The organism is Lysobacter sp. Soil_C_15, assembly GCF_057657315.1.
Genome location: NZ_JBDGIR010000002.1, coordinates 762460 through 777587, shown reverse-complemented (window position 1 = coordinate 777587; position 15128 = coordinate 762460). Strand labels below are relative to the sequence as shown.

14 protein-coding genes are annotated in these 15128 nt (G+C 69.0%); 8 read left to right on the top strand and 6 right to left on the bottom strand.

What is annotated here, in order from left to right; genetic code table 11:
- Positions 1-6: 6 nt before the first annotated feature.
- Genes AC3A57_RS07485 through yidD form a run of 3 tightly spaced genes read right to left on the bottom strand, consistent with a single transcriptional unit; the run spans position 7 to position 2410 of the window.
- A complete protein-coding gene (locus AC3A57_RS07485; protein WP_487578314.1) occupies positions 7-906 on the bottom strand; it encodes a M23 family metallopeptidase in 900 nt (299 codons plus the stop codon).
- Positions 903-2234, bottom strand: a complete 1332-nt coding sequence (locus AC3A57_RS07480; RefSeq protein ID WP_487578313.1) for a dihydroorotase — start codon at positions 2232-2234, stop codon at positions 903-905. Before AC3A57_RS07480 ends, AC3A57_RS07485 begins: the two co-directional genes overlap by 4 nt.
- Positions 2219-2410 carry a membrane protein insertion efficiency factor YidD gene (yidD, locus tag AC3A57_RS07475; protein ID WP_487578411.1) on the bottom strand — a complete coding sequence of 64 codons (192 nt, stop codon included), beginning with the start codon at positions 2408-2410 and terminating at the stop codon, positions 2219-2221. Before yidD ends, AC3A57_RS07480 begins: the two co-directional genes overlap by 16 nt.
- A 408-nt stretch (positions 2411-2818) precedes the next feature.
- Here yidD and dksA point away from each other — a divergent pair, with 408 nt between their 5' ends.
- Positions 2819-3916: an RNA polymerase-binding protein DksA gene (gene dksA / locus AC3A57_RS07470; RefSeq protein WP_487578312.1), complete on the top strand. Its 1098-nt coding sequence runs from the start codon at positions 2819-2821 to the stop codon at positions 3914-3916.
- A 180-nt stretch (positions 3917-4096) separates the two neighbouring features.
- Here dksA and AC3A57_RS07465 read toward each other — a convergent pair whose 3' ends face one another.
- From AC3A57_RS07465 to cysS, 3 genes are all read right to left on the bottom strand, one after another.
- Positions 4097-5326 carry an MFS transporter gene (locus AC3A57_RS07465; protein WP_487578410.1) on the bottom strand — a complete coding sequence of 410 codons (1230 nt, stop codon included), beginning with the start codon at positions 5324-5326 and terminating at the stop codon, positions 4097-4099.
- A gap of 101 nt (positions 5327-5427) precedes the next feature.
- On the bottom strand, positions 5428-5880 hold the full coding sequence (locus tag AC3A57_RS07460) for a SufE family protein (protein WP_221672115.1): 453 nt from the start codon (positions 5878-5880) through the stop codon (positions 5428-5430).
- Between the two features lie 22 nt (positions 5881-5902).
- Positions 5903-7306, bottom strand: a complete 1404-nt coding sequence (cysS, locus tag AC3A57_RS07455; protein WP_487578311.1) for a cysteine--tRNA ligase — start codon at positions 7304-7306, stop codon at positions 5903-5905.
- A 459-nt stretch (positions 7307-7765) separates the two neighbouring features.
- On the opposite strand from cysS, the gene AC3A57_RS07450 reads away from it, so the two are divergent.
- From AC3A57_RS07450 to argC, 7 genes are all read left to right on the top strand, one after another.
- On the top strand, positions 7766-8233 hold the full coding sequence (locus AC3A57_RS07450) for a hypothetical protein (protein ID WP_221672117.1): 468 nt from the start codon (positions 7766-7768) through the stop codon (positions 8231-8233).
- A 394-nt stretch (positions 8234-8627) separates the two neighbouring features.
- Positions 8628-9656 carry an N-acetylornithine carbamoyltransferase gene (locus tag AC3A57_RS07445; RefSeq protein ID WP_487578310.1) on the top strand — a complete coding sequence of 343 codons (1029 nt, stop codon included), beginning with the start codon at positions 8628-8630 and terminating at the stop codon, positions 9654-9656.
- A 47-nt stretch (positions 9657-9703) separates the two neighbouring features.
- Positions 9704-10951: an argininosuccinate synthase gene (locus tag AC3A57_RS07440; RefSeq protein ID WP_487578309.1), complete on the top strand. Its 1248-nt coding sequence runs from the start codon at positions 9704-9706 to the stop codon at positions 10949-10951.
- Positions 10952-11084: 133 nt separating this feature from the next.
- Positions 11085-12179 carry an acetylornithine deacetylase gene (locus tag AC3A57_RS07435; RefSeq protein ID WP_487578308.1) on the top strand — a complete coding sequence of 365 codons (1095 nt, stop codon included), beginning with the start codon at positions 11085-11087 and terminating at the stop codon, positions 12177-12179.
- The gene (locus AC3A57_RS07430) at positions 12176-13504 is read left to right on the top strand and encodes an acetylglutamate kinase (RefSeq protein ID WP_487578307.1); all 1329 of its coding nucleotides are present in this window, start codon (positions 12176-12178) and stop codon (positions 13502-13504) included. The genes AC3A57_RS07435 and AC3A57_RS07430 overlap by 4 nt, the downstream gene beginning before the upstream one ends.
- The gene (locus AC3A57_RS07425; protein ID WP_487578306.1) at positions 13504-14142 is read left to right on the top strand and encodes a GNAT family N-acetyltransferase; all 639 of its coding nucleotides are present in this window, start codon (positions 13504-13506) and stop codon (positions 14140-14142) included. The genes AC3A57_RS07430 and AC3A57_RS07425 overlap by 1 nt, the downstream gene beginning before the upstream one ends.
- Positions 14135-15106 (top strand): N-acetyl-gamma-glutamyl-phosphate reductase, encoded by a 972-nt coding sequence (gene argC / locus AC3A57_RS07420; RefSeq protein WP_487578305.1) that lies wholly within the window; start codon positions 14135-14137, stop codon positions 15104-15106. Before AC3A57_RS07425 ends, argC begins: the two co-directional genes overlap by 8 nt.
- Positions 15107-15128 lie beyond the last annotated feature (22 nt).

Sequence of the window (15128 nt, the reverse complement as noted above, 5' to 3'; positions counted from 1 at the left end):
TGCGCCTCAGGGCGCGGCCGGCGCCTTGCTGGCGCGCACCGCATCGCCGCGTTCGAGCACCAGCAAGGGATCGATGCGCACGTCGAACCAGTTCATGCCCCAGTGCAGGTGCGGGCCGGTCGCGCGTCCGGTCGCGCCGACCGCGCCGACGGTCTGGCCCTGGGCGATGCGGTCGCCGACCTGGACGTCGATGCGCGACAGATGCAGGAAGTTCGAACTGATGCCGTGGCCGTGGTCGAGCACCACGGTGCCGCCGGTCAGGTACAGGCCGGGTTTGGCGAAGCTGACCACGCCCGCGGCCGGGGCCAGGATCGGCGTGCCGGTGGGCGCGGCGATGTCCATGCCGGAATGGCCGGAGCCTTTCTGGCCGTTGTAGACCCGCTGGTTGCCGAAGCGGCCGCTGATCCGCCCGCGCACCGGCCAGACGAAGGCCTGGGCGAAGTCGGCGCGGTCGTCGTCGCGCAGCCGCGCGGCCACCACCTCGGCCTGCTCGCGCTCGATCCGCGCGGCGATGTCCGGCGGCGGGTTGACCGTCTTCGGCGGCACGCCCTGGATGTATTCGGTAGGGAAGTCGCGCGCAGTCACCGCGATGCGCGCGCGCTCGACCCGGCCCGGCGCGGTTTCGACCTCGACCTCGAGCGGGCCGGCCGCATCGCGGCCGACCCCGAACACCACCGAGCCGTAGCCGGTGCTGCGCAGGCTGCGGCCGGCATAGCGCACCGTGCTGCCGGGCGGCACCCGGCCGATCACCATCGCGCCCTGCTGCACCGCTTCGGGGAAGACGATGCGCGCATCGGCGCGCGCCGGCGCGCCGGCCGCGGCCGGCGCCTGGGCCGATGCCGGGACGGCGCTCAGGCCTGCCGCCGCCAGGCACGCCGCCAGCGCGGCGGCGAGGCCGCGGTTCATCGGGCGAAGGCCAGGCGCTGCCCGTTCGGAGCGCCGACCAGCGCCTTGCCGTCCCAGGCCAGCACGCCGTTGACCCAGGTCGAGGCGATCGAGCTGTGGAAGGTGCGGCCTTCGAACGGCGACCAGCCGCACTTGGACAGCACGTCCTCGCGCCGCACCGTGTACGGCGCGTCGTCGATCAGCACCAGGTCGGCGAAATAGCCTTCGCGCAGGAAGCCGCGATGCTCGACGTCGAACAGCTTGGCCGGGGCGTGGGCGAACTTGTCGACCACCTGGGCGGTGCTCAGGCGGCCTTCGTGGACCAGTTCCAGCGCGGCGTTGAGGGCGAACTGGACCAGCGGCAGGCCGCTCGGCGCGCCGGTGTAGGGCCGCGCCTTTTCTTCCAGCGTATGCGGGGCGTGGTCGGTGGCGAGCACGTCGATCACGTCCTCGGCCACGGCGCGGATCAGCGCTTCGCGGTCGGCCGGGTCCTTGATCGCCGGGTTGCACTTGATCAGGTGGCCGAGCTTTTCGTAGTCGTCGCGATCGAAGCGCAGGAAGTGGATGCAGGTCTCGGCGGTGATGCGCTTGCCTTCGATCGGGCCGGCCTGGAACAGGGCCAGCTCGTCGGCGGTGCTGATGTGCAGCACGTGCAGGCGGGTGCCGTGCTTGCGCGCCAGCGAGATCGCCAGCTCGGTCGATTTCTTGCAGGCTTCGCGCGAGCGGATGTCGGGATGGAAGCGCGCCGGGATGTCGTCGCCGTACTGCGCCTTGTAGCGCGCCAGCTCGGCATCGATCATCGGCGTGTCTTCGCAATGGGTGATGATCGGCGTCGGCACGTCGCGGAAGATCGCGTCGAGGGTGACCGGATCGTCGACCAGCATGTTGCCGGTCGAAGCGCCCATGAACACTTTCACGCCCGGCGCGGTGCGCGGATCCAGCGACTGGATCGCGGCCAGGTTGTCGTTGCTGGCGCCGAGGTAGAAGCCGTAGTTGCCCCAGGCGCGGCCGGCGGCGCGGCGGTACTTGTCCTCCAGCGCGGCCGAATCCAGGGTCGGCGGGTTGGTGTTGGGCATGTCCATGAACGTGGTCAGCCCGCCGGCGACCGCGGCCGCCGATTCGGTGGCCATGTCGGCCTTGTATTCCAGACCGGGTTCGCGGAAATGCACCTGGTCGTCGATCATCCCCGGCAGCAGCCGGCGGCCGGCCGCGTCGACCACGGTTTCGTTGCCGCGCGCGTCCAGGCCGGCGCCGATCTGGGCGATGCGGCCGTTCTCGATGCGCAGGTCGCCGTCGTACTCGCGGCCTTCGTTGACCAGCCGGGCGTTGACGATCAGTGTCGATGACATGTGTGTTTTCCGGAGTCCAGGGGCGGTACGGGGTCGTGGCCGCCGGGGTGCAGGGGGTGGCAGCGTGCCAGGCGTCGCAGTGTCAGCCAGCCGCCCCTGAACGCGCCGAAGCGGTCGATCGCCTCCATCGAATAGGCCGAGCAGCTGGGGTAGAAACGGCAACGCTGGCCCAGCATCGGGCTGATCCAACGCTTGTAGCCACGAAGCAGGGCGATGAGGAGACGGTCGATCACGTTTTCTTAATGCCGGCAACGGTAGGGACTGGCGCAGGAAACGCGCGTCGCGAAAGCCCTCGGGTACTGCGTCTGGCCGGTGATTTGGCGCGGTTGCCGCAGGTGCCGCAGCAGGGTATAACAGCGCGCTTTCCCCAAACAAGGCAAGTGCGAGACGAAGGTCCGCCGCGGCGCGGAAGCGATGCTACCGTGTCTGCCCGGGCCGGGCGAAAACCGGCCGTACGCCGGATTTCACTTGCGGTCAGCGAACGCATGTGCATTTGATGACCGGGTGGGTCATGCTTGGCCCGCGAAGCCCTTTCGGACGTCGCGTCCGGGGGCGCCCTCAGGGAATAGAAGGACAAGCCGCTCGTGGCAGTGAAAAAACCTGCGAAGAAGGCCGCCCAGGCCGCCAAGAAGACCGTCAAGCCGGCTGCGAAGAAGGCGGCCAAGCCTGCGTCCAAACCGGCGCCGCAAAAAACGCCGGCCAAGCCGGCGGCCAAAGCGGCGACCAAGGCGGCCAAGCCGGCGGCGAAGAAGGCGCCGGTCAAGAAGGCCGCGGCGCAGAAACCCGCAGCGAGCAAGCCGGCGGCCAAGAAGGCCGCAGTGGTGAAGAAGGCGGCGCCCGCCAAGGCGCCCGCAGCGAAGAAGCCGGCCGCCAAGCCGGCGCCCGCGGCGAAGAAGGCGCCTCCCGCGGCGGCGAAAAAACCCGCACCCGGCAAGGACAGCGCAGCGAAGAAGCCCGAGCTTAAAAAAGTTGAAGTGAAAAAGCCCGAAGCTGTGAAGCCCGCAGTCAAGCCGGCTGCCCCACCGCCCGCGCCGCAGACCGCCCCCAAGGCCCCCCCTGCGGCGCTGGTCGACAGCACCTCCGACCGAATCAAGAACACAGTGACCCAGACAGCATCCAGCAAACCATCCGCGGGCAAGCCCGCGACTCCGGCCGCTCCGGCGCCGCGTCCGGCCGGCAAGGTCGCCGTCGCCGTGACCGCCAAGCAGGCGGCGCCGGCTCCGAAGACCAAGGTCAAAGTCGTGGCTTACCAGAACGATCCGGCCACCGGCCGGCCGATCGTGCCGAACGGTTACAAGCCGAGCCCCGAAGAGGAGTACATGAGCCCGCTGCAGCTGGAGTATTTCCGCCAGCGCCTGCTGCAGTGGCGTACCGACCTGGTCGAGGAGTCCAAGCAGACCATCGAGAACCTCAAGGACGAAGTGCGCGACGTCGGCGACGAAGCCGAGCGCGCCACCCGCGAGACCGAGAACTCGCTCGAACTGCGTACCCGCGACCGCTATCGCAAGCTGATCAGCAAGATCGACAGCACCCTCAAGCGGGTCGATTCCGGCGACTACGGCTTCTGCGTCGATACCGGCGAAGAAATCGGCCTGGAGCGCCTGGAGGCGCGCCTGACCGCCGAGCGCACCATCGACGCCCAGGAGCGCTGGGAGCATCTGCAGAAGCAGATGGGCGACTGAGCGGCCGCGCGGCCGAGCGGCACCTGGAGAAAGCCCGGCTTCGGCCGGGCTTTCGCGTTGCGGGCCGGAACGAGAAGTGAGCGCAGAGGAGTGAGGAGTGAGCAAAGGCAGCCGTGCTTTCGCTCGCTCCTCACTCCTCTGCGCTCGTTCCTGCCTCTCCACCCGCTCCTGGCCGGCCTGCTACTGCAGCTCGCGCAGGTCCAGCCGGCGCAGCTTCGGCGCCAGTTGCGCGGTCGCGGCGACCACCACCAGGGTCATGCAGCCGCCGAAGATCACCGACGGCACCAGGCCGAGCAGGCGCGCGGCGAGACCGGACTCGAACGCGCCGAGCTCGTTCGAGGAACCGATGAAGATGCCGTTGATCGACGACACCCGGCCGCGCATCTCGTCCGGGGTCGACAACTGCAGGATGGTCGAGCGCAGCACCACCGACACGCCGTCGCACATGCCCGACAGCATCAGCATCAGCGCCGACAGCCAGAACTCGCGCGACAGGGCGAAGCCGATGATGCACAGGCCGAAGCCGGCCACCGCGTACAGCAGCAGGCGCCCGGCGTGCTTCTGCGGCGGATGCCGGGCCAGCCACAGGCCGACCAGCACCGCGCCCGCGGCCGGCGCGGCGCGCAACACGCCCAGCGCTTCCGGGCCGTAATGCAGCACGTCGTGGATGAAGGCCGGCAGCAAAGCGACCGCGCCGCCGAACAGCACCGAGAACATGTCCAGCGCCTGCGCGCCGAGCACGACCTGGTGGTTGAACACGAAGCGCAGGCCTTCGCCGATGCTCTTGAACACCGGCGCGCGCTCGCTCGGCGCCGGCGGTTCGGTCACCCGCAGGGTGCTGATCGCGATCGCCGCGGCGACGGCGAAGCCGGTCGCGACCAGGTAGGCCGAGGTCTTGCCGCCCCAGGCCACCAGCGCGCCGCCCAGCGCCGGCCCCAGCACCAGCCCGGTCTGCATGACCACGCTGCTGACCCCGGCGCCGCGCGCGTAGTGCTCGCGCTTGAGCACGCGCGCGAACAGCGACATGTACACCGGGCCGAGGAAGGCGCGGACCACGCCGTTGAGCGCGATCGCCGCATAGATGGTCGCGGTGGCGAAGCCGAACCCGCCGGCCGGCAGCGTGCCCCAGGCCACCGAGGCCAACAGCGCGGTGGTCGCGACCAGGCCCAGGCAGGCGAACAGGCCGAGTTTGCGCCGCGGCAGGTGATCGACCGCGTAGCCGGCGAACAGGGCGAAGCAGAAGTAGGGCACCACCTCGGCCAGGCCGATCAGGCCCAGGGCGAAGGGATCGCGGGTCAGTTCGTAGACGTGCCAGCCGACCGTGACCGCGACGATCTGGTAGGACAGCATGCCCAGCAGCCGGTACACCAGCAGGCCGACGAAACCGGGATTGCGCAGCAGCGGGCGCAGGCCCTCGGAATCCGGGCTCTTGGAGTCAGAGCCCTTGAAATCCGGGCCTTCGGAAGCCGGATCGGGTGTGTCGGTTTGGCCGGCGCTGGACGGGCCGGCGCTCACAGGCGCCGTTGCGCCTGCTCGCGGATGAAGGCCAGCAGCGCGGCCAGGCCGTTGCTGCGGGTCGGCGAGAGATGCTTGGCCAGGCCGATGTCGGCGATGTAGTCGGCCGAGGTGGCGACGATCTCGCTCGCGCTGCGGCCGGAGTACACGCGCAGGGCCAGGTAGATCAGCCCGGACACGATCGCCGAGTCGCTGATCGCGTGGAAATCCAGGCGCTGCGCATCGCCCTCGACCGCGATCCAGACCATCGACTGGCAGCCGAGCAGGCGATGCTCTTCGGTCTTATAGGCCTGCGGCAGGTCCGGCAGCTTGCGGCCGAGATCGATCAGGTACTGGTAGCGCTCGGACCAGTCGCCGAAGAAGGCGAACTCGTCGCGGATCGCGGCCTGGGCCTGGACGGCGCTGGGTTCGAGCGGAAACGGGGAAGCGGGGAGGGCGACGGCATTCATCGAATCTGGGGGCCTGCGCGTGTCAGGACCCGGTTTCCTCGGTATGGAGTTCCGGGCGCTTGCGCACCCAGCGCACGCCTTGCGGCGTGTCTTCGAGCAGGATGTTCTCATCGGCCAACTGCTGGCGGATCGCGTCGGCACGGGCGAAATCGCGCGCCTTCTTGGCCGCGCTGCGTTCCTCGACCAGGGCCTGGATGCGCTCGTCGTCCTGGTCGCCGGCAGCGCCGGCGAACCACGCCGCCGGATCCTGCTGCAGCAGGCCCAGGGCCAGGCCGGCGCCGAGCAGTTCGCGCTTGAGCCGGGCCTGTTCGGCCGGATCGGCGGCCTTGCGCGCCTCGGCGGCGATGCGGGCGATCTCGGCCAGGGCCTGCGGCGTGCCCAGGTCGTCGTCGAGGATGCGCTCGATCTCGTCCGGGATCCGCACCGGGCCGGCGTCGACCGCGGCCAGGTCGCGCAAGGTGCCGTACAGCCGGTCCAGGGTGCGCGCGCACTGCTCGATCAGCTTGTTCGACCAGTCCAGCGGCTGGCGGTAGTGGGCGGTCAGCAAGGCGTAGCGCAACGCTTCGGCCGGATGTTTCTCCAATAGCTCGTGCACGGTCTCGATGTTGCCGCGCGACTTGGCCATCTTCTCGCCGTCGAAGTTCAGCATGCCGTTGTGCAGCCAGAACCGGGCGAACACCTTGCCGCCGTGCGCGCATTCGCTCTGCGCGATCTCGTTCTCGTGGTGCGGGAACATCAGGTCGTTGCCGCCGGCATGGATGTCGATGGTCTCGCCCAGGTGGGCGGCAGCCATCGCCGAGCATTCGATGTGCCAGCCCGGACGGCCACGGCCCCAGGGCGAGTCCCAGCCGGGCAGATCGGCGCTGGAGGGCTTCCACAGCACGAAATCGCCGGCATCGCGCTTATAGGGAGCGACTTCGATGCGCGCGCCGGCGCGCATGTCGTCGATGTCGCGGCGCGACAGCTTGCCGTAGTCGGGATAGCTCTGGATCGCGAACAGCACGTGGCCTTCGGCCTCGTAGGCGTGGCCGGCCTCGATCAGGCGCTCGATCATCGCCACGATCTGGCCGATGTGCGCGGTCGCGGCCGGTTCCAGGTCGGGCAGGCGCACGCCCAGCGCGCCCATGTCCTGGCGGTAGATCGCGGCGTAGTGCTCGGTGATGGCCGAGATCGGCACGCCCTGTTCGGCCGCGGCGGCGTTGATCTTGTCGTCGACGTCGGTGATGTTGCGGGCGAAGGCCAGCGCGCCGTAACGGCGGCGCAGCAGCTCGGCCAACACGCCGAACACCACCGGGCCGCGGGCGTTGCCGATGTGGGCGTAGTTGTAGACCGTGGGGCCGCACAGATACATGGTCGGGCGGGCCTGATCCAGCGGAACGAAGGCTTCGACCTGTCGCGACAGGCTGTTGTAGAGATGCAGGCTCATGGCGGCACGGATGGGAGTCGGGTTCATTCTAGCGAAGGCGCGCTCGCCGCGCCCGGACGCGATCGCGCCGGAGCGGTCGCGGCGCGCGGCCGATCGCCGGCTGCGGCGGGATGGAGCGGGGGGCGGTGCCGGCCCGAGCCTCGCGGCAGCGGCCGGGGTCCAGGTGCGAGCGGCGGCCGGCGCCAAGTGCTGCGCGGCCGTCGTGCCTGCGCAGGCGGGCCCTGCGGAACTTCAGAGTCTGGTCGCGGTGAAGCCCTGGCTCCCCGCTTTCGCGCAGATGACGGCAGGCAGGGATGACGGTGGACGGGGTTGCCGGCGCTTGACCGCCGCTTGACCGCGATCCTGGAGAGAGTCCGACAGGCCGCGTCCGGCCCGCCGGGACTGGCCTAAAGGTGGGATTCAGGCCGTGCCGGCACACTGCTCTTACAATTTATTCACGAATCCGTCTCCGCGAGCCCGATGAACCGAACCGCCTTGCAGGCTTCGATCCTGGTGCTGGCCAGCGCCCTGGCCGCGGCGTCGTCGCTGCCGGCCGCAGCCCAGCACACCGTGATCCAGGCCGAAAACGTGCGTTTCGACTATGCCCAGGTGCTGCGGGTGACCCCGGTCTACCAGACCCTGCGCGCGACCACGGTCGAGCAGCAATGCGACCCCGAGCCCGCCAAGGACGAGAACTCGCGCCTGTCGCGGGTGGTCGGGGCGGTGCGCGAGGCCTTGGGCCGGGAGCGCAATCCCAAGCCGAGCACCGGCGACAACTGCCGCCCGGTGCCGGTCGACCGCGAGTTCCGCCGGCCGATCGCCTACGACGTCGACTACGTCTACAAGGGCGCCCGGTTCCGCTCGCGCCTGCCCGAGGACCCGGGCAACAAGCTGCGGATCCGGGTCGCGGTGACCCCGGTCATCACCCCGATCAGCACCTCGCGCTGAGCCCGGCGGCGACCGGACCCGAGCGTACGGCTTGCGCCCGGCCCCCGCGCGTGCGAGCATTCGCGACCTCATGAACCCGAACTACGCCGACGCCGACGTTCTGACCTCCGCCTACATGGCGGCGGGCATGACCTCGCGCGCGCGTCGACCGTTGCCCTGCCAATCCGCTGGGTGACGGCGCTCGCCGTCGTTCGTGTAACAAGCACCACACACGAAAAGCCCAGCCTAGCGCTGGGCTTTTTTGCTTTTCGGGTCGGGAATCGGGAATGGGGAATCGGGAATCGGCAGAGCGGTACGCCGTTGTCCGTTTCCCCTCGCGACTGCCGGCCACAGCGCAACCGCTCTAACCGATGCCCCATTCCCCTTTCCCGATTCCCGGACTCGAAGCCAACCGATGAAGCACTTCCTCAACACCCAGGACTGGTCGCGCAGCGACCTCGACGCGCTGCTGGCCCAGGCGGCGGCGTTCAAGCGCAACAAGCTCGGCGACCAGTTGCGCGGCAAGTCGATCGCGCTGGTGTTCTTCAATCCGTCGATGCGCACCCGCACCAGCTTCGAACTGGGCGCGTTCCAGCTCGGCGCCCATGCCGTGGTGCTGCAGCCGGGCAAGGACGCGTGGCCGATCGAGTTCGACCTGGGCACGGTGATGGACGGCGACACCGAGGAGCACATCGCCGAAGTGGCGCGGGTACTGGGCCGCTACGTCGACCTGATCGGCGTGCGCGCGTTCCCGAAGTTCGTCGACTGGGCCTACGACCGCGAAGACATCGTGCTGAAGTCCTTCGCCAAGTACTCGCCGGTGCCGGTCATCAACATGGAGACCATCACCCACCCCTGCCAGGAACTGGCGCACGCGCTGGCCCTGCAGGAGCGTTTCGGCACCACCGACCTGCGCGGCAAGAAGTACGTGCTGACCTGGACCTACCACCCCAAGCCGCTCAACACCGCGGTCGCCAACTCGGCGCTGACCATCGCCACCCGCCTGGGGATGGACGTGACCCTGCTGTGCCCGACCCCGGAGTACGTGCTCGACCAGCGCTACATGGGCTGGGCCGAGCAGAACGTCGCCGAAAGCGGCGGCTCGCTGACCGTCAGCCACGACATCGACAGCGCCTACGCCGGCGCCGACGTGGTCTACGCCAAGAGCTGGGGCGCGCTGCCGTACTTCGGCAACTGGGGCCCGGAGAAGCCCATCCGCGAGCAGTACAAGCACTTCATCGTCGACGAAGCCAAGATGGCGCTGACCAACGATGGCGTGTTCAGCCACTGCCTGCCGCTGCGCCGCAACGTCAAGGCCACCGACGCGGTGATGGATTCGCCCAACTGCATCGCGATCGAGGAAGCCGAGAACCGCCTGCACGTGCAGAAGGCGATCATGGCCGCCTTGGTGCGGGACGCGGGACTCGGGACTCGGGACCCGTAAGCGCGTCCACCTTCCTCTCTTTTTATTTCTATCCTCCGGAGCTTCCCATGTCGCAGCAAACCGCTTCCCCGAGTCCCGAGTCCCGAGTTCCGAGTCCCGCTGCCAAAGACATCGTCCTCGCCTTCTCCGGCGGCCTCGACACCAGCTTCTGCGTGCCCTACCTGCAGGAGCGCGGCTGGGCCGTGCACACCGTGTTCGCCGACACCGGCGGCGTCGACGACGAGGAGCGCGCCTTCATCGAGCAGCGCGCCGCCGAGCTCGGCGTGGCCAGCCACGTCACCGTCGACGGCGGGCCGGCGATCTGGTCGGGCTTCGTCAAGCCCTTCGTGTGGGCCGGCGAGGGCTACCAGGGCCAGTACCCGCTGCTGGTGTCGGACCGTTACCTGATCGTCGAAGCCGCGCTCAAGCGCGCCGCCGAGCTGGGCACCAAGGCGATCGCCCACGGCTGCACCGGCATGGGCAACGACCAGGTGCGTTTCGACCTGGCGGTCAAGGCGCTGGGCGATTACCAGATCGTCGCGCCGATCCGCGAAATCCAGAAGGAGCACACCGAGGTCCGCGCCTACGAGCAGAAGTACCTGGAAGAGCGCGGCTTCGGCGTGCGCGCCAAGCAGAAGGCCTACACCATCAACGAGAACCTGCTCGGCCTGACCATGTCCGGCGGCGAGATCGACCGTTGGCAGGCGCCGGGCGAGGGCGCGGTGGGCTGGTGCAAGCCGCGCGCGCAGTGGCCGAGCGAAACCCTGCGGGTGAAGTTGACGTTCAAGAACGGTGAGGCTGTCGCGCTCGATGGAGAGGACTGCGCAGGCCATGTCTTGCTCGCTAAGCTCAACCGGCTTTTTGCCCAGTACGGCGTGGGCCGCGGCCTGTACACCGGCGACACCACCATCGGCCTCAAGGGCCGGATCATCTTCGAAGCGCCGGGCCTGATCGCCCTGCTGACCGCGCACCGCGCGCTGGAAGAGGCGGTGCTGAGCAAGCAGCAGAACCGCTTCAAGCCCGACGTGGCGCGCAAGTGGGTGGAACTGGTCTACGAAGGCTTCTTCCACGACCCGCTCAAGGCCGACCTGGAAGCCTTCCTGGCCAGCTCGCAGTCCACCGTCAACGGCGAGGTGACCCTGGAAACCAACGGCGGCACCGTCAACGCGGTGGCGATCGAGTCCAGGCACATCCTCAACGCCAAGGGCGCTACCTATGCCCAGGCCGCCGACTGGGGCGTGGCCGAGGCCGAAGGCTTCATCAAGCTCTTCGGCATGAGCAGCACGCTGTGGGCGGAGGTCAACCGCAAGGGCTAAGGCGCTTGCTTAGGAGTGAGCGGAGAGGAGCGAGGAGTGAGCGAAAGCCGCTCCTGCTCTTGCCTTTTCTCACTCCTCACTTCTCTCAGCTCACTCTTCTTCCGCCATCCAAGCGAAAGACCCGAACCCCGCCATGCTCCCCGACGTCTTAAAACACTTACACGCCCTGGTCTCCTACGACACCCGCAATCCGCCGCGGGATATCGGCACCGACGGGATTTTCGACTACCTGCGCAGCCAGCTGCCGGGGTTCCGGATCGAAGTCGCCGACCACGGCGCCGGCGCGGTGTCGATGCTGGCCGTGCGCGGCAATCCACGCCGGCTGTTCAACGTCCACCTCGATACGGTGCCGTCTTCGGAAGCCTGGAGCGCGGATCCGCATGTGCTGCGGGTGACCGAGGACCGCGCGATCGGCCTGGGCGCCTGCGACATCAAGGGCGCGGCGGCCGGCCTGCTGGCCGCGGCGGCGGCGACCGACGGCGACGCCGCGTTCCTGTTCTCGACCGACGAGGAAGCCAACGACGCGCGCTGCATCGCCGGTTTCCTCGGCACCGCGCACGGCTTCACCGAAGTGCTGGTGGCCGAGCCGACCATGAACGAAGCGGTGCTCGCGCATCGCGGCATCAGCTCGGTGCTGCTGAAGTTCCGCGGCGTCGCCGGGCACGCCTCCGGCGCCAACGCGATGCAGGCCAGCGCCCTGCACCAGGCGATCCGCTGGGGCGGCAAGGCGCTGGACTACGTCGAGGCGCAAGCGCACCAGCGCTTCGGCGGCCTGACCGGGCTGCGCTTCAACATCGGCCGGGTCGAGGGCGGGATCAAGGCCAACATGATCGCGCCCAGCGCCGAACTGCGGTTCGGTTTTCGGCCGCTGCCTTCGCAGCCGATCGACGGCCTGCACGAAACCTTCGGCACCCTGGTCGACGCCGGCGCGATCGAGCGCTACGAGGAAACCTTCCGCGGCCCGCCGTTGCCGGCCGGCGGCGTCGCCGACGCCGAGCATCGCCGGCTGGAAGCGCGCGACCTGGCCGACGCGCTGGAGCTGCCGATCGGCAACGCGGTCGATTTCTGGACCGAAGCCTCGCTGTTCTCGGCCGCCGGCCTGACCGCGATCGTCTACGGCCCGGGCCACATCGCCCAGGCCCACACCGCCGACGAATGGGTCGCGCTGGAACAACTGCAAGGCTACGCCCAGAGCGTGGCGCGCATCATCGGGAGCAAGGCGCAATGAGCGTTTCCATGGACAACCACCTGCAGACCCGCCAGACCATCGTGCGGCTGCTGTCGAGCATGGCCAGCGCCAAGGAGATCTCGCAGTACCTCAAGCGCTTTTCCCAGCTCGACTCCAAGCGCTTCGCGGTGGTCAAGGTCGGCGGCGCGGTGCTGCGCGACGACTTGGCCGCGCTGACCTCGTCGCTGGCCTTCCTGCAGGACGTCGGCCTGACCCCGATCGTCATCCACGGCGCCGGCCCGCAGCTCGACGAAGAGCTGTCCGCCGCCGGCATCGTCAAGCAGACCGTCAATGGCCTGCGGGTGACCTCGCCCGAGGCGCTGGCGATCGTGCGCCGGGTGTTCCAGTCGCAAAACCTGAAGCTGGTCGAGGCGCTGCAGGCCGGCGACGGCCGCGCCACCTCGATCATCTCCGGCGTGTTCGAGGCCGAGTACCTGGACCGCGACACCTACGGCCTGGTCGGCGAGGTCAGGAAGGTCAACCTGGCGCCGATCGAGGCCAGCCTGCAGGCCGGCTCGATCCCGGTCATCGCCAGCCTCGGCGAGACCGCCGGCGGGCAGATCCTCAACGTCAACGCCGACTTCGCCGCCAACGAGCTGGTGCAGGTGCTGCAGCCGTACAAGATCGTGTTCCTGACCGGCACCGGCGGTCTGCTCGACGACCACGGCAAGGTGATCGATTCGATCAACCTGTCGACCGAGTACGAGCACCTGATCGAGCAGCCGTGGATCAACGGCGGCATGAAGGTCAAGATCGAGCAGATCAAGGACCTGCTGGACAAGCTGCCGCTGACCTCGTCGGTGTCGATCACCAAGCCCTCCGAGCTGGCCAAGGAACTGTTCACCCACAAGGGCTCGGGCACCCTGGTCCGGCGCGGCGAGCGCGTGCTGCAGGCCTCGCGTTGGCAAGACCTCGATCTGGTCCGCCTGCGCGGTCTGATCGACTCGGCTTTCGGCCGCAAGCTGGTCGACGGCTATTTCGACGACACCAAGCTCAAACGGGCCTACGTCAGCGAGAACTACCGCGCCGCGATCGTGCTGATCGAGGCCGACGGCCGCACCTACCTGGACAAGTTCGCGGTGCTCGACGACGCCCAAGGCGAGGGCCTCGGCCGAGCGGTATGGCAGATCATGCGCGAGCAGAACCCGAGCGTGTTCTGGCGTTCGCGCCACGGCAACCCGGTCAACCCGTTCTATTACTCCGAGTCCGACGGCTGCCTGAAGCAGGAGAAGTGGAAGGTGTTTTGGTACGGCATGGACGGCTTCGACGAAATCGCCGCCTGCGTCGACTACGCCGGCCGGCGCACGCCGACCCTGGAGGACTGATGGACGCGCAGGACACCGCCGCGGGCGGGGCCTGGACGCGGCAGCCGCGGCTGAGCGGCGAGCACGTCGCCCTGGAACCGCTGCGCCGCGAGCACGGCGACGGCCTGCGCGCGGCCCTGGCCGGCGGCGAGCTGGCCCAGGCCTGGTACACCAACGTGCCGGCGCCGGCAGGCGTGGACGGCTACATCGACGCGGCCCTGGCGATGCGCGACCGCGGCCAGGCCTGGCCGTTCGCGGTGCTGGACGCGCGCGGCGAGGTGGTCGGCAGCACCCGCTATTACGACATGGACGCGACGGTGCCGCGGCTGCAGATCGGCTATACCTTCTACGCGCCGCGGGTGCAGCGCACCGGCCTGAACACCCAGGCCAAGCGGCTGTTGCTCGGCTATGCCTTCGAAACCCTGGGTTGCATCGCGGTAGGTTTCGAGACGAGCTGGTTCAATCAGGCCTCGCGCACCGCGATCGCGCGCCTGGGCGCCAAGCAGGACGGCGTGCTGCGCAACCACCGCCGGCACGCCGACGGCAGCCCCCGCGACACGGTCGCCTTCTCGATCATCGACACGGAGTGGCCGGCGGTGAAGCGCAATCTGCAGTACAAGTTGGACCGACACGCAAGCGGAGCGGCAAGCCATGACTAAGACCCTGGGCATCGTCGGCGCGCGCGGCCACGTCGGCGCCGACCTGATCCGGCTGATCGCCGGCCATCCCGAGTTCGAGCTGGCCTTCGTGTCCTCGCGCGAACTCGACGGCCAGCGCCTGGCCGACCACATTCCCGAATACGCGGCCAAGGGCCCGCAGCTGCGCTACAGCTCGCCGAGCCACGACGAGCTGGCGGCGCTGGGCGCCGACGCGGTGGTGCTGGCCTTGCCCAACGGCAAGGCCGCCGCCTGCGTGGCCGCGTTCGACGCCGCCGGCGCCGAGCCGGTGATCGTCGACCTGTCGGCCGATTACCGCTTCGACGATCACTGGTACTACGGCCTGCCCGAGCTGACCCGCAGCCAGTACCACGGCCAGCGCCGGATCAGCAATCCGGGCTGCTACGCCAGCGCGATGCAACTGGCGATCGCGCCGCTGCTGAACGTGCTGGAAGGCGCGGTACAGTGCTTCGGCGTGTCCGGCTACTCCGGCGCCGGCACCACGCCCTCGGACAAGAACGACCCCGACAAGCTGCGCGACAACCTGATGCCGTACGCGCTGACCGGGCATCTGCACGAGCGCGAGGTCACCCGGCACCTGGGCCATCCGGTCGAGTTCATGCCGCACGTGGCGGCGCATTTCCGCGGCCTGACCGTGACCTCGAACCTGCACCTGTCGCGCCGCTTCGAGCGCGAGGAACTGGTCGAGCACTATCACCGCCATTACGACGGCGAACCGATGGTGCGGGTGCTGGACGAGGCGCCCTGGGTCAGCCGCATCGCCGGCCGCCACCATGTCGAGATCGGCGGTTTTTCGATGTCCGAGGACGGCCGCCGGGTGGTGGTGGTGTCGACCCTGGACAATCTGCTCAAGGGCGCGGCGACGCAAGCCTTGCAGAACCTCAACCTGGCCTTCGGCCTGGACGAACTGACCGGCATCGACGCGCACCCGCGACCGCAACCGTAACCCCAATGCTGTTCCCCCTTTG

Coding starts and splice junctions, on each gene's coding strand:
- AC3A57_RS07430 (WP_487578307.1), top strand. CDS start 12,176: ATGAGCGTTTCCATGGACAACCACCTGCAGACCCGCCAGACCATCGTG.
- AC3A57_RS07435 (WP_487578308.1), top strand. CDS start 11,085: ATGCTCCCCGACGTCTTAAAACACTTACACGCCCTGGTCTCCTACGAC.
- AC3A57_RS07485 (WP_487578314.1), bottom strand. CDS start 906: ATGAACCGCGGCCTCGCCGCCGCGCTGGCGGCGTGCCTGGCGGCGGCA.
- AC3A57_RS07480 (WP_487578313.1), bottom strand. CDS start 2,234: ATGTCATCGACACTGATCGTCAACGCCCGGCTGGTCAACGAAGGCCGC.
- cysS (WP_487578311.1), bottom strand. CDS start 7,306: ATGAGCCTGCATCTCTACAACAGCCTGTCGCGACAGGTCGAAGCCTTC.
- AC3A57_RS07440 (WP_487578309.1), top strand. CDS start 9,704: ATGTCGCAGCAAACCGCTTCCCCGAGTCCCGAGTCCCGAGTTCCGAGT.
- AC3A57_RS07460 (WP_221672115.1), bottom strand. CDS start 5,880: ATGAATGCCGTCGCCCTCCCCGCTTCCCCGTTTCCGCTCGAACCCAGC.
- argC (WP_487578305.1), top strand. CDS start 14,135: ATGACTAAGACCCTGGGCATCGTCGGCGCGCGCGGCCACGTCGGCGCC.
- AC3A57_RS07445 (WP_487578310.1), top strand. CDS start 8,628: ATGAAGCACTTCCTCAACACCCAGGACTGGTCGCGCAGCGACCTCGAC.
- yidD (WP_487578411.1), bottom strand. CDS start 2,410: ATGCTGGGCCAGCGTTGCCGTTTCTACCCCAGCTGCTCGGCCTATTCG.
- AC3A57_RS07450 (WP_221672117.1), top strand. CDS start 7,766: ATGAACCGAACCGCCTTGCAGGCTTCGATCCTGGTGCTGGCCAGCGCC.
- AC3A57_RS07425 (WP_487578306.1), top strand. CDS start 13,504: ATGGACGCGCAGGACACCGCCGCGGGCGGGGCCTGGACGCGGCAGCCG.